Here is a 23,794-nt window from a genome sequence, read left to right as displayed (position 1 = left end):
GTGTGGCCTGCGGAGCGGTGCGGGAGGCCTCAGCGGGCGTTGAAGTACTTGGCCTCCGGGTGGTGGATCACGATGGCGTCGGTGGACTGCTCGGGGTGGAGCTGGAACTCCTCGGAGAGGTGGACGCCGATCCGTTCCGGCCGGAGCAGGTCGGCGATCTTGGCGCGGTCCTCGAGGTCCGGGCAGGCGCCGTAGCCGAGGGAGAAGCGGGCGCCCCGGTACTTCAGGGCGAACATGTCCTCCATCTCGGCGGGGTCCTCCCCCGCGAAGCCCAGCTCGGAGCGGACGCGCGCGTGCCAGTACTCGGCGAGGGCCTCGGCGAGCTGGACCGACAGCCCGTGCAGTTCGAGGTAGTCGCGGTAGGCGTTGGCCTCGAACATCCGGGCCGTCTCCTCGCCGATCCGGGAGCCGACGGTGACGACCTGGAAGCCGACGACGTCGGTCTCGCCGGACTCCTCCGGGCGGAAGAAGTCCGCGAGGCACAGCCGCCGGCCGCGCCGCTGGCGCGGGAAGGTGAAGCGGGTGCGCTCGTTGCCCGCGTCGTCGAGGACGATCAGGTCGTCGTCCTTGGACACGCAGGGGAAGTAGCCGTAGACCACGGCCGCCTCCAGCAGGTTCTCCGTCTGGAGCCGGTCCAGCAGGCCGCGCAGGCGCGGACGGCCCTCGGTCTCGACCAGTTCCTCGTACGACGGGCCCTCGCCGGTGCGGGCCTGCTTGAGGCCCCACTGGCCCTTGAAGAGGGCGCCCTCGTCGAGCCAGGACGCGTACTCCTTGAGCTGGATGCCCTTGACGACGCGGGTGCCCCGGAAAGGCGGCTCGGGGACGGGGTTGTCGACGGCGACGTCGGAGCGGACGTGCCCTTCCTCGGGCCGCTCCTCGACCTCGACGGTGGCCGCCCGCACGCGGCGCTGCCGCAGCTCGGGCAGTTGTGCGCCGGGCACGCCCCGCTTGATGCCGATCAGCGCGTCCATCAGCCGCAGGCCCTCGAAGGCGTCGCGGGCGTAGCGGACCTCGCCGTCGTAGATCTCGTGCAGGTCCTGCTCGACGTAGGCCCGGGTGAGGGCCGCGCCGCCGAGGATCACCGGGTAGTCGGCGGCCAGCTTGCGCTGGTTCAGCTCCTCCAGGTTCTCCTTCATGATCACCGTGGACTTGACCAGGAGACCGGACATGCCGATCACGTCGGCGCGGTGCTCCTCGGCCGCCTCGAGGATCGCGGAGACCGGCTGCTTGATGCCGAGGTTGACGACGGTGTAGCCGTTGTTCGACAGGATGATGTCGACGAGGTTCTTGCCGATGTCGTGCACGTCGCCGCGGACCGTGGCCAGCACGATCGTGCCCTTGCCGTCGTCGTCGGTCTTCTCCATGTGCGGCTCCAGGTGGGCCACCGCGGTCTTCATGACCTCGGCGGACTGGAGCACGAACGGCAGCTGCATCTGCCCCGACCCGAACAGCTCGCCGACGACCTTCATGCCGTCCAGCAGGGTCTCGTTGACGATGTCCAGGGCGGGACGCTCCTGGAGGGCCGCGTCCAGGTCCTGCTCCAGGCCGTTCTTCTCGCCGTCGATGATGCGCCGCTTGAGCCGCTCCTCCAGCGGGAGCGCGGCCAGTTCCTCGGCCTTGGACGCCTTCAGCGACTTCGCGGTGGCGCCCTCGAAGAGCTGCATGAGCTTCTGCAGCGGGTCGTAGCCCTCGCGGCGGCGGTCGTGGATCAGGTCGAGGGCGGTGGTGACCTGCTCCTCGTCGAAGCGGGCGATCGGCAGGATCTTCGAGGCGTGCACGATCGCCGAGTCCAGGCCGGCCTTCACGCACTCGTCCAGGAAGACCGAGTTGAGCAGGATGCGGGCGGCCGGGTTGAGGCCGAAGGAGATGTTCGACAGGCCGAGGGTGGTCTGCACGTCCGGGTGGCGCCGCTTCAGTTCCCGGATGCCCTCGATGGTGGCGATGCCGTCCTTGCGGGACTCCTCCTGGCCGGTGCAGATGGTGAAGGTCAGACAGTCGACGAGGATGTCCGACTCGTGGATGCCCCAGTTGCCGGTCAGGTCCTCGATCAGCCGTTCGGCGATCTCGACCTTCTTCTCGGCGGTACGGGCCTGGCCCTCCTCGTCGATGGTGAGCGCGATCAGCGCGGCGCCGTGCTCGCGCGCCAGCCGGGTGACCTTGGCGAAGCGGGACTCGGGGCCGGCGCCGTCCTCGTAGTTGACGGAGTTGATCACCGCGCGGCCGCCGAGCTTCTCCAGGCCGGCCCGGAGCACCTCGACCTCGGTGGAGTCCAGCACGACCGGCAGCGTCGAGGCGGTGGCGAACCGGCCGGCCAGCTCCTCCATGTCGGCCACGCCGTCGCGGCCCACGTAGTCCACGCACAGGTCCAGCATGTGCGCGCCCTCGCGGATCTGGTCGCGGGCGATCTCCACACAGTCGTCCCAGCGGCCGTCCAGCATGGCCTCGCGGAACTTCTTGGAGCCGTTGGCGTTGGTCCGCTCACCGATCGCCAGGTACGAGGTGTCCTGGCGGAAGGGCACCGACTGGTACAGGGAGGCCGCGCCGGGCTCCGGGCGGGGGTGCCGCTCGGTCGGCGCGGTGCCGCGGACCCGCTCCACGACCTGCCGCAGGTGCTCGGGCGTGGTGCCGCAGCAGCCGCCGACCAGGGAGAGGCCGTACTCGCGGACGAAGGTCTCCTGGGCGTCCGCCAGCTCCGGCGCGGTCAGCGGGTAGTGGGCGCCGTCCTTGCCGAGGACGGGCAGTCCGGCGTTGGGCATGCAGGACAGCGGGATGCGGGAGTGCCGGGCCAGGTAGCGCAGGTGCTCGCTCATCTCGGCCGGGCCGGTGGCGCAGTTCAGGCCGATCATGTCGATGCCGAGCGGCTCCAGCGCGGTCAGGGCGGCGCCGATCTCGGAGCCGAGGAGCATCGTCCCGGTCGTCTCGACGGTCACGGACACGATCACCGGCACGTCGAGGCCGAGGGCGTCCAGGGCGCGCCGGGCGCCGAGCACGGAGGCCTTGGTCTGGAGCAGGTCCTGCGTGGTCTCCACCAGCAGCGCGTCGGCTCCGCCGGCCACCAGTCCCTCGGCGTTGCGCTGGTAGGCGTCGCGCAGGATCCGGTACGGGGCGTGGCCGAGGGTGGGGAGCTTGGTGCCGGGGCCCATGGAGCCGAGGACCCAGCGCTGCCGGCCGTCCCGGGCGGCGAACTCGTCGGCGACCTCGCGGGCGACCCGCGCGCCGGCCTCCGACAGCTCGTGGACGCGCTCGGGGATGTCGTACTCGCCGAGCGCGGAGTGGTTGGCGCCGAAGGTGTTGGTCTCCACGCAGTCCACGCCGGCCGCGAAGTACTCCTCGTGCACCGAGCGCACGATGTCGGGCCGGGTCAGGTTCAGGACCTCGTTGCAGCCCTCCAGCTGCTGGAAGTCGTCCAGCGAGGGGTTCTGCGCCTGGAGCATGGTGCCCATCGCGCCGTCGGCGACCACCACGCGGGTGGCGAGCGCCTCGCGCAGGGCGGACACACGGGTCCGGGTGTCGGCGGAAGGGGTGGACGGCGACGAGGCCATGAAGGGGCTCCCTAGGATGCGACGGCTGTCGGCTTTGCGCTGCCCGGGGCCGTCCGCAGGGGACGTCCCGGGGAGAACGCACGCCGCCAGCGTAGCCGGGACCGGGGGCGGACGGTCAGGGCGTCCACGACACGGACGCGGATGGCGGGGCGGAGCGCCGCCGAAGGAGTGAGCATCCGGCACCGGGACCGGCCCGCCTGCCGGCCGCCGCGCCCGGCGACGGCCCGGCGACGGCTCTGCGACGGCCCCAGGGCGGCCCCGCGGCGGCCGTGACCGTGGTCTGCGGGGCGAGATACGAGCCACCGCGGCATGGCCGAAGTGCAACAGTTGCCCATCGACCATTAGCGGGAGGTCGGCAACGACCGGTAGTGTTCGGCATTGCCGAACGACGTCAGCGTCGCCGAGGTCGGCAGTCGAAGGGGACGGAGGCAGTACGTCGATGGCACGGAACATCCAGTCGCTCGAACGGGCGGCCGCGATGCTGCGCCTGCTCGCGGGCGGCGAGCGGCGGCTCGGCCTGTCGGACATCGCCTCGTCGCTGGGACTGGCCAAAGGCACCGCCCACGGCATCCTGCGCACCCTCCAGCAGGAGGGCTTCGTAGAGCAGGACGACGCGTCCGGGCGCTACCAGCTCGGCGCGGAGCTGCTGCGCCTGGGCACGACCTACCTCGACGTGCACGAGCTGCGGGCGCGCGCCCTGGTGTGGACGGACGACCTGGCGCGCTCCAGCGGCGAGAGCGTCCACCTGGGCGTCTTGCACCAGCAGGGCGTCCTGATCGTGCACCACGTCTTCCGGCCGGACGACAGCCGGCAGGTCCTGGAGATCGGGGCCATGCAACCCCTGCACTGCACGGCGCTGGGCAAGGTGCTGTCGGCGTACGACCCGGTCGCGCACAGCGAGGCGCTGGAGGCCGACCGCAAGGCGTTCACGGACCGGACGGTCTGCGATCCGGACGCCTTCGAGAGCATCCTGGACATCACCCGCGCGCGTGGCTACGCGGCCGACGTCGAGGAGACCTGGGAGGGTGTGGCCTCCATCGCCGCGCCCATCCACGACCGCAGGCGCATGCCGGTCGGCGCGGTCGGCATCACCGGGGCCGTGGAGCGACTGTGCCGGGACGGTGAGCTGCGGCCCGAGCTGGTCGCGGCGGTGCGCGACTGCGCCCGCGCGGTGTCGCGGGACCTGGGCGCCGGGCGCTTCTAGGACCTTTCGGCCGCGGACACGAGGATCGGGACCGGGATGCCGGACGGCGTCCCGGTCCTTTCGCGTGCCCCGGGGCGGCTTCCGTCCGCCCGGCTCCCGGGACCGATAACCCGCGACGATCAATAACGATCGTGCTTTCGATTACAGAGCTCTTGACGCATGTGTGAGGGCGAAGCGAGACTCGCGTCCATCGGTCGGCATTGTCGAACACCTACCGGCAATACGCGTTAGAGTGTGACAACGCCAAGGGCCGCCATCGCTCTCACACCGAGGGCGCCGGAACACCCGGAGGGACCCGGGGTTCGGCTTCCCCTGGACGAAGGACAAAGGAGTCGCGGGTGTCCAGCTCCGACATCTTCATCGGCGAGACCATCGGTACCGCCATACTCATCCTGCTCGGCGGCGGTGTCTGCGCCGCCGTGACGCTCAAGGCCTCCAAGGCCCGCAACGCCGGCTGGCTCGCCATCACCTTCGGGTGGGGTTTCGCCGTCATGACGGCGGCGTACATCTCGGGTCCGCTCTCCGGTGCCCACCTCAACCCGGCCGTCACCGTCGGCATCGCGATCAAGGACGGTGACTGGAGCAACACCCCGACCTACTTCGCCGGCCAGCTCCTGGGCGCCATGATCGGCGCGGTCCTGGTCTGGCTCGCCTACTACGGCCAGTTCCAGGCGCACCTCACCGACCGGGAGATCGTCGGCGGTCCGGGCGCGCAGGACACCACGGCCAAGGCCGTCGAGGCCCAGGAGAAGGGCGCCGGCCCCGTCCTCGGCGTCTTCTCCACCGGCCCGGAGATCCGGCACACGGTCCAGAACCTCGCCACCGAGATCATCGGCACCTTCGTCCTGCTGCTCGCCATCCTCACCCAGGGCCTCAACGACGAGGGCAACGGCCTCGGCGTCCTGGGCGCCCTGGCCACCGCGTTCGTGGTGGTCTCGATCGGCCTCTCCCTCGGCGGCCCGACGGGTTACGCGATCAACCCGGTCCGCGACCTCGGCCCGCGCATCGTGCACGCCCTGCTGCCCCTGCCGAACAAGGGCGGCTCCGACTGGTCCTACGCCTGGATACCGGTCGTCGGCCCGCTGATCGGCGGTGCGATCGCCGGAGGTGTCTACAACGTCGCGTTCGCCTGAGCGGACCTCCGCCCGGCCATCATCGAGCCGCAGTACACGCGCCGTACGCACCGGCCACCACACCACGGAACCCAGGAGCACACAGTGACCGACGCTCACACCGCAGGCCCCTTCATCGCCGCGATCGACCAGGGCACCACCTCCTCGCGCTGCATCGTCTTCGACCGCGACGGACGCATCGTCTCCGTCGACCAGAAGGAGCACGAGCAGATCTTCCCCAAGCCCGGCTGGGTCGAGCACGACGCCACCGAGATCTGGACCAACGTCCAGGAGGTCGTCGCCGGGGCGGTCGAGAAGGCCGGCATCACCCGTGACGACATCAAGGCCATCGGCATCACCAACCAGCGCGAGACCACGCTGGTCTGGGACAAGAACACCGGCGAGCCCGTCCACAACGCCATCGTCTGGCAGGACACCCGCACCGACGCCCTCTGCCGGGAGCTCGGGCGCAACGTCGGCCAGGACCGCTTCCGCCGCGAGACCGGCCTGCCCCTCGCCTCCTACTTCGCCGGCCCCAAGGCCCGCTGGCTGCTCGACAACGTGGACGGCCTGCGCGAGCGCGCCGACGCGGGCGACCTGCTGTTCGGCACCATGGACACCTGGGTCATCTGGAACCTGACCGGCGGGGTGAACGGCGGCAAGCACGTCACCGACGTCACCAACGCCTCGCGCACCATGCTGATGAACCTGCACACCATGCAGTGGGACGAGAAGATCGCCGAGTCGATCGGCGTGCCGACGCAGATGCTCCCCGAGATCCGCTCCTCCGCCGAGGTGTACGGCGAGATCACGGGCGGCCGGCTCGGCGAGCTGCTCGGCGGCATCCCGGTCGCCTCCGCGCTCGGCGACCAGCAGGCGGCCCTGTTCGGCCAGACCTGCTTCTCCGAGGGCGAGACCAAGTCGACGTACGGCACCGGCACCTTCATGGTGATGAACACCGGTGACAAGCTCATCAACTCCTACTCGGGCCTGCTCACCACCGTCGGCTACAAGATCGGCGACCAGGACACGGTCTACGCCCTGGAGGGCTCGATCGCCGTCACCGGTTCGCTGGTGCAGTGGATGCGCGACCAGATGGGCCTGATCTCCACCGCCGCCGAGATCGAGACCCTCGCCCTCACGGTCGAGGACAACGGCGGCGCCTACTTCGTGCCGGCCTTCTCCGGCCTCTTCGCCCCGTACTGGCGCTCCGACGCCCGCGGTGTGATCGCCGGCCTCACCCGGTACGTCACCAAGGCGCACCTCGCGCGCGCCGTCCTGGAGGCCACCGCCTGGCAGACCCGCGAGATCGCGGACGCCATGACGAAGGACTCCGGGGTGGAGCTGACCGCCCTCAAGGTCGACGGCGGCATGACCTCCAACAACCTGCTGATGCAGACCCTCGCCGACTTCGTGGACGCCCCCGTGGTGCGCCCGATGGTCGCCGAGACCACCTGCCTCGGCGCCGCCTACGCCGCCGGCCTGGCCGTCGGCTTCTGGAACAGCACCGACGACCTGCGCGCCAACTGGCGGCGGGCCGCCGAGTGGACCCCCCGCATGGACGCGGACACCCGCGACCGTGAGTACAAGAGCTGGCTCAAGGCCGTCGAGCGGACCATGGGCTGGATCGCCGACGAAGACTGACTAGGAGCAAGACCGCAATGACCACACAGCCCGCCCTGCAGTCCGTGCCTGCCCTGGGGACCCACTCGGCCTCCGGCTCCAACCCGAGCCGGGCCGAGACCCGGGAGCAGCTCTCCAAGGCGTCGTACGACCTTCTCGTGATCGGCGGCGGCATCCTCGGCATCTCCACCGCCTGGCACGCCGCGCAGTCCGGCCTCAGGGTGGCCGTGGTCGACGCCGGCGACTTCGCCGGCGCCACCTCCTCAGCCTCCTCCAAGCTGCTCCACGGCGGACTGCGCTACCTGCAGACCGGCGCGGTGAAGCTGGTGGCGGAGAACCACTTCGAGCGCCGTGCGGTCTCCCGCCAGGTGGCCCCCCACCTGGCGAACCCGCTCACCTTCTACCTCCCCGTGTACAAGGGCGGGCCGCACGGCGCGGCGAAGCTCGGGGCCGGCGTCTTCGCGTACTCGGCGCTGTCCGCCTTCGGTGACGGCGTCGGCCACCTGCTCTCCCCGGCCAAGGCCGCGCAGGACGTGCCGGAGCTGCGCACCGACAACCTGAAGGCCGTGGCCGTGTACGGCGACGACCAGATGAACGACGCCCGCATGGCCCTGATGACCGTCCGCGCGGCGGTCGACTCCGGCGCGGTGGTGCTCAACCACGCCGAGGTGACCGGCCTGCGGTTCACCCGGGGCCGGGTGACCGGTGCCGAGCTGAAGGACCGGATGACCGGGGACGAGTTCGGGGTGAACGCCCGCCTCGTGCTCAACGCCACCGGCCCCTGGGTCGACCACCTGCGCCGGATGGAGGACCCGGCCGCGGCCCCGTCCATCCGCCTGTCCAAGGGCGCGCACCTGGTGCTCAAGCGCACCGCGCCCTGGAAGGCCGCGCTGGCGACCCCGATCGACAAGTACCGGATCACCTTCGCCCTCCCCTGGGAGGACATGCTCCTGCTCGGTACGACCGACGAGGAGTTCGAGGGTGACCCGGGTGACGTCTCGGTCAACGACAAGGACATAGCCCAGATCCTCGACGAGGCCGCGTTCTCCATCCGCGACCAGCAGCTCGACCGGGACCTGATCACGTACTCCTTCGCGGGTCTGCGGGTGCTGCCGGGCGGTCCCGGTGACACCGCGAAGGCGAAGCGCGAGACGGTCGTCACCGAGGGCCGCGGCGGCATGCTGTCCGTCGCCGGCGGCAAGTGGACCACCTTCCGCCACATCGGCCGTACGGTCATGAAGAAGCTGGAGGCGCTGCCGGGCCACCCCCTCGGCGACGACTTCGAGCCGATCGCCTCGCTGCCGAAGAAGCTGCCGCTGCCCGGCGTCGCCAACCCGCGCGCCGTCGCGCACCGGCTGCTGGTGGACAACCCGGCGCCCGGTCCGCGGATGGCGGCGGACACCGCCAGGCACCTGGCCACGCACTACGGCTCGCTGGCCTTCGACATCGCGCGGCTCGCCAACGAGAACCCGGAGCTGGCCGCCCGCGTCCACCCGGACGCCCCGGAGATCTGGGCACAGGTCGTGTGGGCGCGCGACAACGAGTGGGCCCAGACCCCGGAGGACGTGCTGCGCCGCCGGACGACGCTGACGATCCGCGGCCTGGCCACGGACGAGGTCCGCGCGAAGGTCCAGGACCTGCTCGACGGGAAGTGAGACCCGCGTCCGCCGCCCACCGCCTCCCCGGCCGGTGGGCGGCGGACGGCGGTGCCCCGGGACCGCCATAATGTCCTGAGACATCGGATGTCTCAGCGGCATCCCGGACCCAGGGAGGTCGGCCGTGGCGGTCACCGACGAGGCGATCGAGAAGATCAAGGGCATGATCGTCTCCGGCGCGCTGCGACCGGGCGACCGGCTGCCCAGGGAGAGCGAACTCGCCGCCGGCCTCGGCCTGTCCCGCAACTCCCTGCGCGAGGCCGTGCGCGCGCTCTCCCTGATCCGGATCCTGGACGTGCGCCAGGGGGACGGCACCTACGTCACCAGTCTGGATCCGCAACTCCTGCTGGAGGCCCTCAGCTTCGTCGTCGACTTCCACCGCGACGACACGGTGCTGGAGTTCCTCGCCGTGCGCCGCATGCTGGAGCCGGCCGCGACCGCGCTGGCGGCCTCCCGGATCAGTGAGCGGGAACTGGACGCCCTCGGCGCACGGCTGGACGCCCTGGGCACCGAACCGTCGGTGGAGGAACTGGTCGCCTGCGACCTCGAGTTCCACCGGAGCATCGTCGGAGCCTCGGGCAACTCGGTCCTGTGCTCCCTCCTCGACGGCCTGTCCGGTCCCACCACGCGGGCCCGGGTCTGGCGCGGGCTCACCCAGGAGGACGCGGTCGGCCGCACCCTGCACGAGCACCGCGCGATCCTCGCCGCGTTGCGCGACCGGGACGCGGAGGCGGCGCGTTCGTGGGCGACGGTGCACATCGCGTCCGTGGAGCAGTGGCTGCGCGCCAGTCTCTGACCGTCCTGGCCGGTGGTGCGGCGGCGCGGCGGGTGTCCGGGCGCCGGGAACGGGGCAGTGATCCGTTCACCACCCCGCGCAAGGGGGCTGCGGAGGGCCCCTCGGCACGCCGTAAGGTTGTGGGGTACGCGAGGGCACGTCGGAAGGAGGCGCTGGGTGATCGAGCTCGAGGGGGTTCCCGAGCTGGTCGACCCGGTCATGGTGGCCGCGTTCGAGGGCTGGAACGACGCAGGTGACGCCGCCTCCACCGCGGTCGCGCATCTCGACCGGGAGTGGAAGGGCGAGGTGTTCGCGGCGCTGGACGCCGAGGACTACTACGACTTCCAGGTCAACCGGCCCACGGTGTTCATGGAGGACGGCGTCCGCAAGATCACCTGGCCGACGACCCGGCTCTCGGTGGTGCGCGTCGGCGGCGACACACCGCGCGACCTCGTCCTGGTCCGCGGGATCGAACCGTCCATGCGCTGGCGCTCGTTCTGCAACGAACTGCTCGGCTTCGCCCATGAGCTGGGCGTCGAGCTGGTGGTCGTCCTGGGCGCCCTGCTGGGCGACACCCCGCACACGCGTCCGGTCCCGATCAGCGGGACCACGTCGGACGCCGACCTGGCCCGGCGCATGGACCTGGAGGAGACCAAGTACGAGGGGCCCACGGGCATCGTCGGCATCCTCCAGGAGGCCTGCACCCACGCGGGCGTACCGGCCGTGTCCCTGTGGGCCGCGGTGCCGCACTACGTGTCGCAGCCGCCCAACCCGAAGGCCACGCTGGCCCTGCTGAACCGGCTGGAGGACCTGATCGGCGTGCGCGTGCCGCTGGGCGAGCTGCCCGAGGACGCGCGTGCCTGGCAGACGGGCGTGGACCAGCTCGCCGCCGAGGACAGCGAGGTCGCCGAGTACGTCCAGTCGCTGGAGGAGGCCCGGGACACCGCGGAGCTGCCGGAGGCGTCGGGTGAGGCGATCGCCCGCGAGTTCGAGCGGTACCTGCGCCGCCGGGACGGCTCCGGACCGGGCGGCCACGCCACGGCGGACGGCGGCGACGGCACGCCCCAGACACCGTTCCTCCGGGACAACCCGAGCGGGCGGGCCCGTCCGCCGAGACCGCCGAAGACGAGCGGCGACGACGAGGAGTCCTCGGAGGACTGAGTCGACGCGCAGACATGCGGCAGGGGGCGCTTCCCGCGGGAAGCGCCCCCTGCCGCACGCGGGGCGGGCCCTACAGGGCGACGCCGAGCAGCGCGTCGACGGCCCGGGAGACGACACCGGGTGCCCCGATGTCCGTGCCGCCGCTCTCCTGCTGGAGCGCGGCCCAGCGGTCGACGGCCTCCAGTGCGGCCGGGGAGTCCAGGTCGTCGGCGAGAGCCGCGCGGATCTCCTCGACGAGGGCGTCGGCGGGCGGTCCGTCGGGCCGGGAGACGGCGGCGCGCCAGCGCTCCAGGCGGTCCACGGCGTCCGGCAGCACCTGGTCGGTCCACTCCCAGTCCGACCGGTAGTGGTGGGCGAGGAGCGTCAGCCGGATCGCGGCCGGGTCGACGCCCTCGTGCCGCAGCTTCGACACGAAGACCAGGTTGCCCTTGGACTTCGACATCTTCTCGCCGTCGAGAGCCACCATGCCGGCGTGGACGTACGCCTTGGCCATCGGGAACTCGCCGGTGAGCGCCTGCGCGTGCGAGGCGCCCATCTCGTGGTGCGGGAAGGCGAGGTCGGAGCCGCCGCCCTGGACGTCGAAGCCCATGCCGAGGTGGTCGAGGGCGATGGCGACGCACTCGATGTGCCAGCCGGGCCGTCCGCGGCCGAGCGAGGCGCCGTCCCAGCTGGGCTCGCCCTCGCGGGCGGCCATCCACAGCATCGGGTCGAGCGGGTTCTTCTTGCCCGGCCGGTCCGGGTCGCCGCCCCGCTCGGCGGAGAGCAGCCGCATGGCGGCCGCGTCCAGGTGGGAGACCCCGCCGAAGTGCGGGTCCGCCTCGACGGAGAAGTAGGTGTCGCCCTCGAGCTCGTAGGCGGCGCCGAGGTCCCGAAGCCGCTCGACGAGCGGGACGATGCCGGGTATGGCCTCGACGGCGCCTATGTAGTGCCGCGGCGGCAGCATCCGCAGCGCCGTCATGTCCTCGCGGAAGAGGGCGGTCTCCTGCTCGGCGAGGGCGGTCCAGTCGACGCCGTCCCGCACGGCACGCTCCAGGAGCGGGTCGTCGACGTCGGTGACGTTCTGGACGTAGTGAACCTGCCGCTTGTTGTCGAGCCACACGCGCTGCACGAGGTCGAACGCGTTGTAGGTCGCCGCGTGTCCCATGTGGGTGGCGTCGTACGGCGTGATGCCGCAGACGTAGAGGCGGGCGACGGGACCGGGGTCGAGGGTGACCAGGCCTCCGGTCGCGGTGTCGTGGATCCTCAGGTCGCGACCCTGACCAGGCAGGGCGGGGACCTCGGAAGCGGGCCAGGCATGCATGTCATGAGCGTAACCGGACTGATGTTGCGTGCACGAACCGGCCGGGCCGGACGGCCGGTAAGGCGCTCTTGCGCGACACGCGCCGGTGTGCAGCCCGGAAAAGACTAAACCGGCGGCCAGGGGATGGCCGGCCACTCCCCGCTGGGCTCGGGGTGCCGCCCGGAGGCCAGCAGGGCGTCGACCCGCGCGCGCGTGGCGTCCAGCTCGGCGGGGGTGATCAGCGCGGCGAGCCGGCCGGCCAGGGTGCCACCGTCCTTCAGCGCCTCGCGGAGGGCGTCCAGGACGGTCAGGGCCTCCCCGGTGAGCGGGTCGCCCGCCCAGCCCCACAGGAGGGTGCGCAGCTTGTTCTCGGCGTGGAAGGTGACCCCGTGGTCGATGCCGTACAGCCGCTCGCCGGCCGCGGGCAGCAGGTGGCCGCCCTTGCGGTCGGCGTTGTTGAGTACGGCGTCCAGGACGGCGAGCCGGCGCAGGCGTGCGTCGTCGGCGTGCACCAGCAGCGCGGTGCGGCCCTCGTCGACCTCGGCGAGGCCGACGGCCTTCCAGCCGGGGCCGGGCTCCTCGGCGTCCACCAGGGCGAGCAGCTCCGTCCCCGGCACGGCCTCGATCCACAGCTGGACCATGCCCTCTCCGTACGGCCCCTCGCGCAGCACGGTGGGCGGTACGAGGCCCCAGCCGGTCGCCTCGGCGACCTCGTAGGCGGCGACCTCGCGCTGGGCGAGGGTGCCGTCGGGGAAGTCCCACAGGGGCCGCTCGCCGGCCACCGGCTTGTAGATGCAGGCCGCCTCGCGCCCCTCGTGCGTCACCGTGCAGTACAGGGCCGCGTTGGAGGCGTCACGGATGCGTCCGCGCACGGTCAGCTCGCCCCGGGCGAGCAGCTCGGCGGCCACGGCGTCGGTGGTCACGCTCCGCGGCGGTATCCGTTCTGGCGCGGACATACGTGTCCTTCCGGGTCGAGCGGGAGGCTGCACAGCGGGCACGGCGGCCGCCCGGCGTTGACGACGTCGAGGGCGCGCTTGGCGAAGGCCCTGGCCTGCGCGCCGGTGAGGCGGACCCGGAGCATCGGCGGGCCGTTCTCCTCGTCCTGGAGGAGCCGTTCCTCGGCCTCCGCCAGGTCCTCCTCGGACTCGGCGTCCAGCTCGACGAGGGCCTGGGCCTCGACGATCATGCGCTGGTCCTCGCCGTCCCAGGCGAGCGCCATGGTGCCGACCCGGAACTCCTCCTCCACCGGAGTGTCCAGCGGGGCGGTGTCGGCGGGTTCCGTGGGCGCCACGGCGGGGACGGCGGTGCTGCCGCCGCTGCGCCGCACGACCTCGTCGAGGAGTTCGTCCATGCGCTCGGCGAGAGCGGCGACCTGGGTCTTCTCCAGGGCCACGCTGGTCACCCTGGAGCCCGCGGTGGCCTGGAGGAAGAACGTACGGCGCCCGGGCAGCCCGACCGTGCCGGCCACGAAACGTTCCGGTTGGTCGTAGAGGAACACCTGACGGGACACGTCCTGTCTCCATGAGAAGTCGTAAGAAGCGGAATGACCGAGTCGGTCACTGCTGCGATCGCCTCACCCTACTGCGGCCGACGATCACGGTGCGCCCGCACCACCACCGACCGTGGCCTCGTCGCCCGGTGGCTCCTGCCGCGGGGCCAGGGAGGCGAAGTCGCCGGTGTCGCCGAGGCGCACCAGGAACGGGCGCAGCCGGGTGTAGCGGATCGCGGTGACGGAGCAGGGCTCGACGGAGATCCGCTGGAAGAGGTCGAGATGCAGGCCGAGTGCCTCCGCGACGAGGGACTTGATGATGTCGCCGTGGGAGCACATGAGGTAGACGGCGTCGGGGCCGTGGTCGCGCTCCACGCGCGCGTTCCACTCGCGCACCGCCTCGGCGGCGCGGGTCTGCATCGCGCGCATGGACTCGCCGCCGGGGAACGCGGCGGCGGACGGGTGCGCCTGCACCACCTCCATCAGGGGCTCGTCCTTGAGCTCGGCGAGTTTGCGGCCGGACCAGTCGCCGTAGTGGCACTCCCCGATCCGCTCGTCGGTGTGCGCCCGCAGTCCGGGCCGGGCGTCGAGCAGGGGCCGGACCGTCTCCTGGCAGCGCTGGAGCGGGCTGGCGACGATCTCGGAGAGCGGCAGGGCGGCGAGCCGCTCGGGCAGGGCGGCGGCCTGTGCGGCGCCGCGTTCGTCGAGGGCGACGCCGGGCGTCCAGCCGGCGAGGAGCCCCTCGGTGTTGGCGGTGGAACGTCCGTGCCTAACCAGGATCAGCGTGGGCATGCGGCCAGGGTAGGCGTACGGCGCGGCACGAGGGCGCCGGGGCGAAGGGAGAATGCGTTCGGTGATCGTCGACTGTGCCATCTACCGGGACGGGCACCGCGCGGACGGGCCCGAGGACTTCTCCGACGCGGTCGGCGAGGCGCGCGCCGCGGGCGGCTTCGTCTGGATCGGGCTGCACGAACCGACGGAGGAGGAGTTCGACCTGGTCACCCAGGAGTTCGGACTGCATCCGCTGGCGGTGGAGGACGCCCTGAAGGCGCATCAGCGGCCCAAGCTGGAGGTGTACGAGGACTCGCTCTTCGCCGTCCTGAAGCCGGTGGTCTACGACGCGGCGAGCGACGCCGTGTCCACCGGTGAGCTCATGCTCTTCATGGGCGACGCCTTCGTGGTCGTCGTCCGGCACGGCGAGGGCGCCCCGCTGAAGGCCGTGCGCCGGCGCCTGGAGCAGGAGCCGGAGCTGCTCGGCAAGGGCCCCACCGCGGTCCTGTACGCGGTGGCGGACGCCGCCGTCGACCACTACCTGGACGTGGCCGTCGAGCTGCAGAACGACCTGGAGGAGCTGGAGGCCGAGGTCTTCTCGCCGGACGGCGGCGGCTCGCGCCACACCGCGTCCCGGATCTACAACTTCAAGCGGCAGATCCTGGAGTTCCGGCGGGCGACCGGTCCGCTGGCACCGCCCCTGGCCCGGCTGTCCGGGACGGGGGCGGCCGGCGCCGGGGTGCCGTTCGTCAACGAGAAGGCACGGCCGTTCTTCCGGGACGTGAGCGACCACCTCACGCGGGTGAACGAGTCGGTGGAGGGCCTGGACCGGCTGGTCTCGGACATCCTGTCGGCGCACCTGGCGCAGACGAGCGTCCGGCAGAACGACGACATGCGGAAGATCTCCGCGTGGGCGGCCATGGCGGCGGTCCCGACGATGGTCGCGGGGGTGTACGGCATGAACTTCGAGCACATGCCGGAGCTGCGCTGGGAGTGGGGCTATCCGGCGGTGATCGTGGTGATGGCCGTCCTGGAGGTGCTGCTCTACCGGACGTTCAAGAGCCGGGGCTGGCTGTAGCGCGGAGGGCGGGTCCGGCCCGTCAGGCCACTTCCGGGGCCACGGCCCCCGGCCCGCCGAGCGCGTCGCGGCGGGCGGGTGTGCGCAGGGTCACCATGCGGCGCCAGCCGGCCAGCCGCTCGTACGCGTACACGGCGTGGATGCCCGCCGCGAGCATCGCGGACCGGGGGTGCGACCACCCGAGGAGGCGTCCCATGCGGGCCATCACGGCGAGGCTGACGTCCCGGTGGACCCGGATCTCCGCGAGGGCGCACTCGCGGAGCGTCCGCTGGATGTACCGGCCGTGTCCGGCGGCCGCGTAGCGGAGCAGTTCCTCGTGGGAGTAGGCGAGGTGGTTGTCCTCGTCGGCCGAGATCATCCGGACGGCGCGGCCCAGCTCCGGGTGGTCCCCGAAGTACTTGAGGAGCATCGCCATCTGCTCGGCCGCGCGCTGCTCGGTGACCCTGCTGTGCGCGAGGTAGGTGATGATGTCCCGCACCGTGAGCGGCTGGTCGGCCTTGAGCTTCTCGTGGGCGAGGCCGATGCCGTGCCGCTCCAGGAGCATGGTGTAGTCGGTCTCGGGAGGCACTTCGACGGGATCCAGCCCGCGCTTCTTCAGCAGGGCGCCGAAGATCCGGCCGTGCTTGTCCTCGTCGGCGCCGTGCCGGGTGATCTTGGGGGCGAGGGCGCGCTCGCTCTCCGGCACCAGCGCGGCGATGCGCGCGTTCTCCCAGCCGCCCTGCGACTCACCGCTGGCCGCGATCGAGCAGAAGAGACGGAACGACTCGTCGTTGTCGAGGATCTCCTGGAACAGACTCCTGGCCGAAAGCATCGTTGGCCCCTCTCCTGCTCTGCCGCGGTTCCGCGGTCTCCGCAGGGCACGAGTCAAGTGCGGGTGGCGGGGCGCGGCAACAGGTGCGGCGGACAACTGCGCCGAACGAGGGAGGGCCGGGGACGGGAGAAGGCGTAACCACACGGGCGCGGGCGCGTTGATCCCCGTGACGGCCGTGGCGGGGAAGACCCCCGAGCCCCCACCACGGCCGCAGAATCCACAGCAGGCCCCAGGCCCCTCTCCGGTGGACCGGATCGGGGGGCTGAGCCGTACGGCTACTGGGCCAGCCCGGCGCGCTCCAGGGCCTCCGTACCGGCGCGGAGCGAGGCGATCCGCTCGTCCAGGGTGAAGCCGGCGGGCGCGAGGGTCAGCGTGGTGACGCCGGCGGCGGCGTAGGCCTTCATCCGGTCCGCGATGCGGTCGACGGAGCCGAGCAGGGTCGTCTGGTCGATCAGGTCGTGCGGTACGGCCGCGGCGGCCCCCTGCTTGTCGCCGGCCAGGTACTTGTCCTGGATCTCGGCGGCCTCCCGCTCGTAGCCCATGCGCTGGGCGAGCTGGTTGTAGAAGTTCTGCTTGCGGCTGCCCATGCCGCCGACGTAGAGCGCGGTGTAGGGGCGGAAGGTGTCGGCGAGTGCGGCGACGTCCTTGTCCTCGCCGAGGGCGAGCGGCACGGTCGGGCAGACGTCGAAGCCGTCGAGGGTCTTCCCCGCCTTCTCACGGCCGGCGCGCAGGTGCCGGATCGCGGTGTCCTCCAGGTGATCGGCGGACGGGAAGATCAACAGGGCGCCGTCGGCGATCTCGCCGGTCTGCTCCAGGTTCTTCGGGCCGATGGCGGCGATGTACAGCGGGATGTGCTCGCGCTGCGGGTGCACGGTCAGCTTGATCGGCTTGCCGGGGCCGCCCGGCAGCGGCAGCCTCCAGTGCTGCCCCTCGTACGACAGACGCTCGCGGGTCATCGCCTTGCGCACGATCTCCACGTACTCGCGGGTGCGGGCGAGCGGCTTGTCGAACTTGACACCGTACCAGCCCTCGGAGACCTGGGGGCCGGAGACGCCGAGGCCGAGGCGGAAGCGCCCCTGGGAGAGGGAGTCCAGGGTGGCGGCCGTCATCGCGGTCATCGCGGGCTGGCGGGCCGGGATCTGGAAGATGGCCGAGCCGACGTCGATGCGCTCGGTCTGGGCGGCGACCCAGGTGAGCACGGTGGCCGCGTCGGAGCCGTAGGCCTCGGCGGCCCAGCAGACGGCGTAGCCGAGCCGGTCGGCCTCCTGGGCGACGGCCAGGTTGTCCGCGTCCATTCCGGCACCCCAGTAGCCGAGGTTGATCCCGAGCTGCATGGCCGATTCCCCTTACCGATCAGTAACGTTGTGTGCGCCCCGACCATAGCGCGGGAATTCGGTTGTCCACAGGCCCCCACAGCGCAAGCCGTGGCCAGTAATGTCGCCGTCCATGGAGCAGAGGCATCTCGGCCGCACGGGCCTGCGCGTGTCCCGTATCGGTCTCGGCACCCTGACCTGGGGCCGGGACACCGACGAGCATGACGCGGCCGACCTCTTGAAGACCTTCTGGGAGGCGGGCGGGACCCTCGTCGACACGGCGGACGTGTACGGCGACGGGGAGGCGGAGTACCTGCTGGGCCGGTTGATGGAGGGCCTCGTGCCGCGCCGGGACCTGGTGATCTCCACCAAGGCGGGCAGCGTGCCGGACCCCGACCGCCGTTTCGACGGTTCGCGGGCGCATCTGCTCTCCGCGCTGGACGCCTCGCTGGCCCGTCTCGGCACGGACCACGTCGACGTGTGGCACCTGCACGCCTTCGATCCGCACACCCCGCTGGAGGAGACGCTGCACGCCCTCGACGTGGCGGTGAGCAGCGGCCGGGCACGGTACGCGGGCGTCTCGAACTTCTGCGGCTGGCAGCTGGCCAAGGCGGCGACCTGGCAGCTGGCGGCACCGGGCGTGCGCAACCGGCTGGCGAGCACGCAGATGGAGTACTCGCTGCTCCAGCGGGGCATCGAGCGCGAGGTGCTGCCGGCCGCCCTGGACCTGGGCATAGGTCTGCTGCCCTCGTCGCCGCTGGGGCGCGGGGTCCTCACCGGCAAGTACCGCAAGGACGCCACGCCGCCGGACTCGCGGGGCGCCTCGGACCACCTCGCCCCGTTCGTCGCGCCGTACCTCGACGAGGCGGCCGGTCACATCGTGGACGCGGTGGCGACGGCCGCGGACGGGCTCGCGGTGACGCCGCTCCAGGTGGCACTGGCCTGGGTCCGGGACCGGCCCGGCGTGGTCGCCCCGATCGTCGGCGCGCGCAACGCGCGGCAGCTCACGGCGGCGCTGTCAGTGGAGACCCTTAGTCTTCCTGACGAGATCTGCCGGGCGCTGGACGACGTGTCGGCGCCGGTGCACCGCTATCCCGATCACGACTGGAGCACGCTGTGAGCACGGAGCCCGAGTCCGCCTCTGAGGACACCGCGGAAGCCGTGGACGCCGGGCCGGGGGCCCAGGGCGCCACGCCCGGGGCGGAGCCGGACGCCGCCGAGGGCGAAGCGGCGGCCGACGGCCGGGCCGGGGCGGCCGCCGGACCGTCGGAAGGCGACGGCGCGGACGGCGCCGGGCCGGCGGCCGCGGGTGACGGCGGTTCGGACGCCCCGGCCACCGGGGCGGACGCGAGTGACGAGGGCGTGGGAGAGCCGGCCCGCGCGACCGAGGCCGGGACGACCGGCCCGGCAGCCGACGGTCCCGGCGGCGCGGGGACCGGGGAGCCGGGCGGTGTGGACGTCGGCGGTGCCGGTGGGGCGGATCGGCTCTCCGAGGCCGAGGCCGAGCTGGCCGCGCAGCGCCTGGAGCGGGAGCGGATCGAGCGGCGCAAGGCCGAACGGCAGGGGACGATCGCCGCCGGGGGCAAGCTCAGCGGCACGGCGGCCGACCTGCTGGCCGCCGTGCGCGCCGTGGAGAGCGGCGAGAAGCCGACGGCCACGGTCTTCGACGACCCCGCTCCCGCGCCCCGCCGGACCGCCCAGGAGCCTGTGCGGCGACCGCGTCCGGCGGCGGCCGAGCCCGCCGGCCCGGCGGGGCCCGTGCCGGAAGCCGTCGAGGCCGTCCGGCGCGTCCTGGCCGAGGGCGGCGCCCCCGAGGCGCTCGCGCCGCAGACCGCCGCGCTCCTCGGCGAGGCGGCGGAGGAGGCGCTGCGCGCGGACCCCTGGCAGTTGCTGAGGGTCGGCGGGGTCCGGCCCGAGCAGGCCGACGGGTTCGCCCGGGCGCTGCTCGGCGCGGAGTGCCGCCCGGACGACGAGCGGCGCGGCCGTGCGGTCACGGTGTGGCTGCTGGAGCAGGCGGCGCTGGCCGGGCACACGGCCCTGGAGCTGCCGCGGCTCACCGCGACCCTGGCCCAGCGGGGCGTGCCGGACCCCGACGCCGCCGTGCAGAGCACGCTGGCCGAGGGTGAGGCGCTCGCCTTCCAGGACGCCCTGGAGCAGACCGGCACCCCTCCCCAGCCCGCACCGGGCGGGACGGAGGGGACGGATGAGGCGGACGGGACGGACGGGGCCGATGAGGGTGAGGGCCACCCGGTCCGGGTCCTGATCGGTCTGGAGCGCTACGCCCTCGCCGAGGAGAGTCTGGCCGACGGTCTGGCCCGGCTGGTCAACTCGACTCCGAAGCAGGACGGTTCGGCGGCCGACTGGGAGCGGGCCGCCGCCGGCGCGCCGGGTTCCGCGGCCGAGCTGATCCGAGCCGTCGCGGACCACGGGCTGGTCCTGCACACCGGCGGGGAGGCCTCCCTGGCCGAACCGGCCGCCCTGCTGCACGCGGCGCACGCCCTGGGCCTGCGTGCCTGGGCCGCCGCGCACGGGCCGCTGGGCCGCGACCGCTTCGCCGCCCTGGCGGCCCACCGGGCAGCCGGGCCGCACTCCCAGGACCCCACCGCACCGGCCTCCACCGCGCCGGACCCCGCCGCCTCCGACGGCTCCGACGGCTCCGTCCCGGCCGGTCCCGGCGCGGCCGAGCGGGCCGTCGTCACCGTGAGCGGGCTGCTCACCGGGGCGGAGGGGCCGGGACGCGACGCGGACGGTGCGCTGGACCTCGATCTGCTCGTCGTGCTCGACGCGCCGCAGCTCGACGTCGAGGCGGGCGCCCTGCTGGCGGAGTCGCTGCCGGACGGTGCCCGGCTGGTGCTGTCGGGTGACCCGGGGGTGCTGTGGTCGGCGGGGCCCGGACGGGTCTTCGCGGACCTGCTGGCGGCGCAGATCTGCCCCCGGGTCGCCTCGCGGCGCCCGGACCCCGGCCCGCTCGGCGAGCTGGTCTCCGGCATCGGGATCGGCGAGCTGGGCCAGGTGGAGTCGCCCGGGAAGGAGGTCGTGATCGTGCCGGTGCGCGACGCCGGCGAGGCCGTCCACCGCACCGTCCAGCTCGTGGCCGACTCGGTGCCGCGCGCGCTCGGCGTTCCCGCCGAGGAGACCCAGGTGATCACGCCGGGCCACGGCGGCGCGGCGGACACACGTGCGCTCAACGCGGCCTTGAAGCAGCGGCTGAACCCGGGGCCCGGGCGCTTCGGCGGCTTCGACCCCGGCGACCGCGTCGCCTACTCCCCCGCGCCCGGCCGTGTGCTGCCGGGCCGGGTGGTGCGGGCGGACGCCGACGGACTGCACCTGACCTGCGCCGACGAGGCCGTCGTCGTACCGAAGGAGCGGGTGGAGCAGTCCGTACGCCATGGCTGGGCGCTGACCGCTCACCAGGCGGTGGGCGGCCGGTGGCCGGCCGTGGTCGTGGTACTGCCCGGGGACGCCGCGCAGGCTCTCAGCCGTCCCTGGGTGTACACGGCGTTCGGCCGGGCCGCGCGTCATCTGTCCGTCGTGCACGGTGTGGAGCAGGCGCTGCCGCGGGCCGTCGCCGAGGTTCCCGCGAAGCCGCGCACGACCCGGCTGCCGGTGCTGCTCGCGCCGCAGGTCCCGGTGGCCGACTGAGCGTCCGGCCGGGCGTCCGGCCGGTGCTGACGTCAGGGACGGCGGCGGCCACGGGGATGTCCCCCCGTGGCCGCCGTCGTCATGCCGTCCCGCGGCTCGCGCCGTTCAGCGGTCCGAATCCAGGCGCGCGGGTTCGCCGTCCCGTCCCCGGAGGGGCTCCAGATCCTCGTCCGCGTCCAGGTCGGGGTCCAGGTCCTCGTCGAGGTCGAGGTCCTCCTCCAGGTCCTCCAGGTCGGCGCCACCGTCGACGGCGCCGTCCTCGTCCTCGTCCTCGTCGACGCCGTCGTCCATGCCGTCGTCGAACTCCTCGTCGAACACCGCGCTGACGTCGAAGCGGCAGACCACGTGCTGAGCGTCGACCTGCTCGAACGGGGCCTCCAGCCACTCGCCGGGGTCGGGGGTCTCCTCCGCGGCCGTCACCCAGAGCGTGGAGTCGCCCTCCTCCAGGCCGAACTCCTTGTGCCGGGAGGCGATCTCGTCCGGCTCGAACTCGCCGAACAGCAGACCGAGCGCCCCGTGCACCGTGCCCGAGGCCGCCACCCCCGCGTCCTCGTCGTCCGCCGCCTCGATCCGACGGGCCTGGGCCATCAGCCGCTGCGGCTCGGCCACGGCGTAGTCACGGCGGATCAGGACGCTCAGCGCGTTCGGCTCCTCGGGACCCGTGTACGGCGGCAGCGAGTCCTCCGCGTCGGGGATCTCGAAGGGGGTGACCTCGTCGTAACGGTCGTAGAGCAGTTCGTCGTACGCCTCCGCGGCCGCGGCCAGCTGGTTGAACGCGTCGTAGACGGCCGGGTCGTCCTCCCCCGACCGGCGTTCGACCGCGGCCAGGTGGCGGTCGAGCGCGGTCTTGACCGCCTCGGCGGCGGCGCGTACCTCGGCAGCGGTGGGCTGCGCAGCATCAGACATAGTGCAGACGCTATCCGTACCGGACCCCAGCCCGCACAATAGATGCGATGCCGGAATACGAATTTGTCGACGTGTACGTGCCACGCGGGGTCTCCCGCAAGGAGACGACGCGTCTGCTGACGGACCACGCCGAGTACGGACACTGGGAGCTCTACCGCCTGAGCCTGTTGCGCGACGGCAGCCGCAGGGTGCGGTTGCGGCGGCGGATCATCCGCCAGGTGCGCGCCACCTGGTGAGCCGGGAGACCGGCTCGACCGGACGGAGTGACGCGGACCGCGGTGGCGGATTGCGCGGTGACGGAAACGGAGCGGGCCCCGCTGGTGCGGGGCCCGCTCGACGTGCCGCTCCTGCGGCCCGCGTCACGCCGAGGCGCGCGCCTTGCGGTAGAGCACCGTCCCGGCGAGCAGCGCGCCCGCTCCGACGGGGAGGGCGAGGCCCAGGGGCAAGCCGCTGCCGGTCTCGGCGAGCCGCGCGTCGCCCCGGGGCTGCGCGACGGCCTGGGCACCCGGCTGGTTGCCGCCGAGGGAACCACCCGGCGTCTCGTCACCCGGACCGGGCGGGGTGCCGGGGTTTCCGGGGGTGCCGGGGTTTCCGGGGGTGCCGGGGTCACCAGGGGTGCCGGGGTCACCGGGGTTGCCCGGGTCACCGGGGTTGCCCGGGTCACCAGGGTTACCCGGATCACCAGGATCACCGGGGTTGCCCGGATCACCAGGGTCGCCCGGGTTGCCCGGATCACCAGGGTTACCCGGATCACCGGGGTTACCCGGATCACCAGGGTCACCGGGGTTACCCGGATCACCAGGGTCACCAGGATTACCCGGGGCACCCGAGCCCCCGTTGCCACAGTCATTGCCGGTGGTCGGGTTGAGGACGCCGATGACGGAGACGCTGTTGCCGCAGACGTTCACCGGCACGTGGATCGGCGCCTGGATGTGGTTGCCGGAGCCGACGCCGGGCGAATCGGTGGCGTGCCCGCCCGCGTGCGAGCCGCCGTGCGAGCCGCCCTGGCCCCCGTAGCCGCCCTGGTCCCCGTAGCCGCCGTGGTCGCCGTACCCGCCGGACGCACCGCCGCCCTGGTTGGCGCACGAGTTGCCCATCGCCGGGTTGAGGACGCCCACGACGTCGACCGTGTTGCCGCAGACGTTCACCGGCACGTGCACCGGTGCCTGCACCGTGTTGCCGGACAGTACGCCGGGCGACCCCGAACTCGCTCCGTGCGCGCCCGAGTCCGCGTGGGCGGTGCCGCCCGCGGCGGCGATCACGCCGGTGGCCGCCGCCATCGTCATCAGGCCCTTGCGGGTGACCTGTCGCATTTCCTGAATCCCTGCCTTGCCCTGGTCCCGTGGATACGGGAATGCCGAGAATTCCGACGTTGCCGTCGTTCCCCCGCCCTCTAAGGCCGCACAGTCCGTCGGCCCCGGAGCGCGTGGCGC

The 23,794-nt window shown here is 72.8% G+C and carries 19 protein-coding genes; 10 read left to right on the top strand and 9 right to left on the bottom strand.

Annotated features, from left to right (window positions below):
• Nucleotides 1–29: 29 nt before the first annotated feature.
• Nucleotides 30–3,542, bottom strand: a complete 3,513-nt coding sequence (gene metH / locus ACGF5T_RS15845; protein WP_361017553.1) for a methionine synthase — start codon at nucleotides 3,540–3,542, stop codon at nucleotides 30–32.
• A gap of 439 nt (nucleotides 3,543–3,981) precedes the next feature.
• On the opposite strand from metH, the gene ACGF5T_RS15840 reads away from it, so the two are divergent.
• From ACGF5T_RS15840 to parJ, 6 genes are all read left to right on the top strand, one after another.
• A complete protein-coding gene (locus ACGF5T_RS15840; RefSeq protein WP_361017555.1) occupies nucleotides 3,982–4,746 on the top strand; it encodes an IclR family transcriptional regulator in 765 nt (254 codons plus the stop codon).
• Between the two features lie 338 nt (nucleotides 4,747–5,084).
• Nucleotides 5,085–5,879, top strand: a complete 795-nt coding sequence (locus ACGF5T_RS15835) for an MIP/aquaporin family protein (RefSeq protein ID WP_356605957.1) — start codon at nucleotides 5,085–5,087, stop codon at nucleotides 5,877–5,879.
• An 84-nt stretch (nucleotides 5,880–5,963) separates the two neighbouring features.
• Nucleotides 5,964–7,502 carry a glycerol kinase GlpK gene (gene glpK / locus ACGF5T_RS15830; protein ID WP_356605959.1) on the top strand — a complete coding sequence of 513 codons (1,539 nt, stop codon included), beginning with the start codon at nucleotides 5,964–5,966 and terminating at the stop codon, nucleotides 7,500–7,502.
• Nucleotides 7,503–7,519: 17 nt separating this feature from the next.
• Nucleotides 7,520–9,136: a glycerol-3-phosphate dehydrogenase/oxidase gene (locus ACGF5T_RS15825; protein ID WP_356605961.1), complete on the top strand. Its 1,617-nt coding sequence runs from the start codon at nucleotides 7,520–7,522 to the stop codon at nucleotides 9,134–9,136.
• A gap of 124 nt (nucleotides 9,137–9,260) precedes the next feature.
• On the top strand, nucleotides 9,261–9,932 hold the full coding sequence (locus tag ACGF5T_RS15820) for a FadR/GntR family transcriptional regulator (protein WP_356605963.1): 672 nt from the start codon (nucleotides 9,261–9,263) through the stop codon (nucleotides 9,930–9,932).
• Nucleotides 9,933–10,088: 156 nt separating this feature from the next.
• A complete protein-coding gene (gene parJ, locus ACGF5T_RS15815; RefSeq protein ID WP_356605965.1) occupies nucleotides 10,089–11,072 on the top strand; it encodes a filament polymerization regulator ParJ in 984 nt (327 codons plus the stop codon).
• Between the two features lie 70 nt (nucleotides 11,073–11,142).
• Here the strand turns inward: parJ and mshC are convergent, their stop codons facing one another.
• The 4 genes from mshC to ACGF5T_RS15795 all read right to left on the bottom strand — a co-directional run bounded on the left by mshC (nucleotide 11,143) and on the right by ACGF5T_RS15795 (nucleotide 14,632).
• A complete protein-coding gene (gene mshC, locus ACGF5T_RS15810) occupies nucleotides 11,143–12,372 on the bottom strand; it encodes a cysteine--1-D-myo-inosityl 2-amino-2-deoxy-alpha-D-glucopyranoside ligase (RefSeq protein ID WP_366768015.1) in 1,230 nt (409 codons plus the stop codon).
• Between the two features lie 104 nt (nucleotides 12,373–12,476).
• A complete protein-coding gene (locus ACGF5T_RS15805; RefSeq protein ID WP_366768016.1) occupies nucleotides 12,477–13,307 on the bottom strand; it encodes an SCO1664 family protein in 831 nt (276 codons plus the stop codon).
• On the bottom strand, nucleotides 13,271–13,861 hold the full coding sequence (locus tag ACGF5T_RS15800) for a DUF3090 domain-containing protein (protein ID WP_053128347.1): 591 nt from the start codon (nucleotides 13,859–13,861) through the stop codon (nucleotides 13,271–13,273). The genes ACGF5T_RS15805 and ACGF5T_RS15800 overlap by 37 nt, the downstream gene beginning before the upstream one ends.
• Before the next feature lie 84 nt (nucleotides 13,862–13,945).
• A complete protein-coding gene (locus ACGF5T_RS15795; RefSeq protein ID WP_361017563.1) occupies nucleotides 13,946–14,632 on the bottom strand; it encodes a histidine phosphatase family protein in 687 nt (228 codons plus the stop codon).
• A 61-nt stretch (nucleotides 14,633–14,693) separates the two neighbouring features.
• Between ACGF5T_RS15795 and corA the strand changes: the two genes are divergently transcribed.
• Nucleotides 14,694–15,689, top strand: coding sequence for a magnesium/cobalt transporter CorA (gene corA / locus ACGF5T_RS15790; protein ID WP_356605974.1), 996 nt, complete (start codon nucleotides 14,694–14,696; stop codon nucleotides 15,687–15,689).
• Between the two features lie 22 nt (nucleotides 15,690–15,711).
• On the opposite strand, the gene ACGF5T_RS15785 is transcribed toward corA, so the two are convergent.
• Together ACGF5T_RS15785 and ACGF5T_RS15780 are read right to left on the bottom strand one after the other, a co-directional pair.
• Nucleotides 15,712–16,500: a ferritin-like domain-containing protein gene (locus tag ACGF5T_RS15785; RefSeq protein WP_361017565.1), complete on the bottom strand. Its 789-nt coding sequence runs from the start codon at nucleotides 16,498–16,500 to the stop codon at nucleotides 15,712–15,714.
• Nucleotides 16,501–16,775: 275 nt separating this feature from the next.
• Nucleotides 16,776–17,834, bottom strand: a complete 1,059-nt coding sequence (locus tag ACGF5T_RS15780) for an LLM class F420-dependent oxidoreductase (RefSeq protein WP_366768017.1) — start codon at nucleotides 17,832–17,834, stop codon at nucleotides 16,776–16,778.
• A gap of 112 nt (nucleotides 17,835–17,946) precedes the next feature.
• On the opposite strand from ACGF5T_RS15780, the gene ACGF5T_RS15775 reads away from it, so the two are divergent.
• Together ACGF5T_RS15775 and ACGF5T_RS15770 are read left to right on the top strand one after the other, a co-directional pair.
• Nucleotides 17,947–18,933, top strand: a complete 987-nt coding sequence (locus ACGF5T_RS15775; protein WP_356605980.1) for an aldo/keto reductase — start codon at nucleotides 17,947–17,949, stop codon at nucleotides 18,931–18,933.
• Nucleotides 18,930–21,455, top strand: a complete 2,526-nt coding sequence (locus ACGF5T_RS15770; RefSeq protein WP_366768018.1) for a helix-hairpin-helix domain-containing protein — start codon at nucleotides 18,930–18,932, stop codon at nucleotides 21,453–21,455. Before ACGF5T_RS15775 ends, ACGF5T_RS15770 begins: the two co-directional genes overlap by 4 nt.
• Before the next feature lie 105 nt (nucleotides 21,456–21,560).
• Here ACGF5T_RS15770 and ACGF5T_RS15765 read toward each other — a convergent pair whose 3' ends face one another.
• A complete protein-coding gene (locus ACGF5T_RS15765) occupies nucleotides 21,561–22,361 on the bottom strand; it encodes a hypothetical protein (protein ID WP_356605984.1) in 801 nt (266 codons plus the stop codon).
• A gap of 47 nt (nucleotides 22,362–22,408) precedes the next feature.
• On the opposite strand from ACGF5T_RS15765, the gene ACGF5T_RS15760 reads away from it, so the two are divergent.
• On the top strand, nucleotides 22,409–22,597 hold the full coding sequence (locus ACGF5T_RS15760) for a DUF5703 family protein (protein ID WP_027758838.1): 189 nt from the start codon (nucleotides 22,409–22,411) through the stop codon (nucleotides 22,595–22,597).
• 123 nt (nucleotides 22,598–22,720) lie between these two features.
• Here the strand turns inward: ACGF5T_RS15760 and ACGF5T_RS15755 are convergent, their stop codons facing one another.
• The gene (locus ACGF5T_RS15755; protein ID WP_366768019.1) at nucleotides 22,721–23,674 is read right to left on the bottom strand and encodes a chaplin family protein; all 954 of its coding nucleotides are present in this window, start codon (nucleotides 23,672–23,674) and stop codon (nucleotides 22,721–22,723) included.
• Between the last annotated feature and the right edge of the window lie 120 nt (nucleotides 23,675–23,794).

It is taken from the genome of Streptomyces sp. NPDC047853 (assembly GCF_043204535.1).
Taxonomy (GTDB): Bacteria; Actinomycetota; Actinomycetes; order Streptomycetales; family Streptomycetaceae; genus Streptomyces.
The sequence above is the reverse complement of the archived record's forward strand: the minus strand, read 5'-3'. Positions and strand labels throughout refer to the sequence as shown.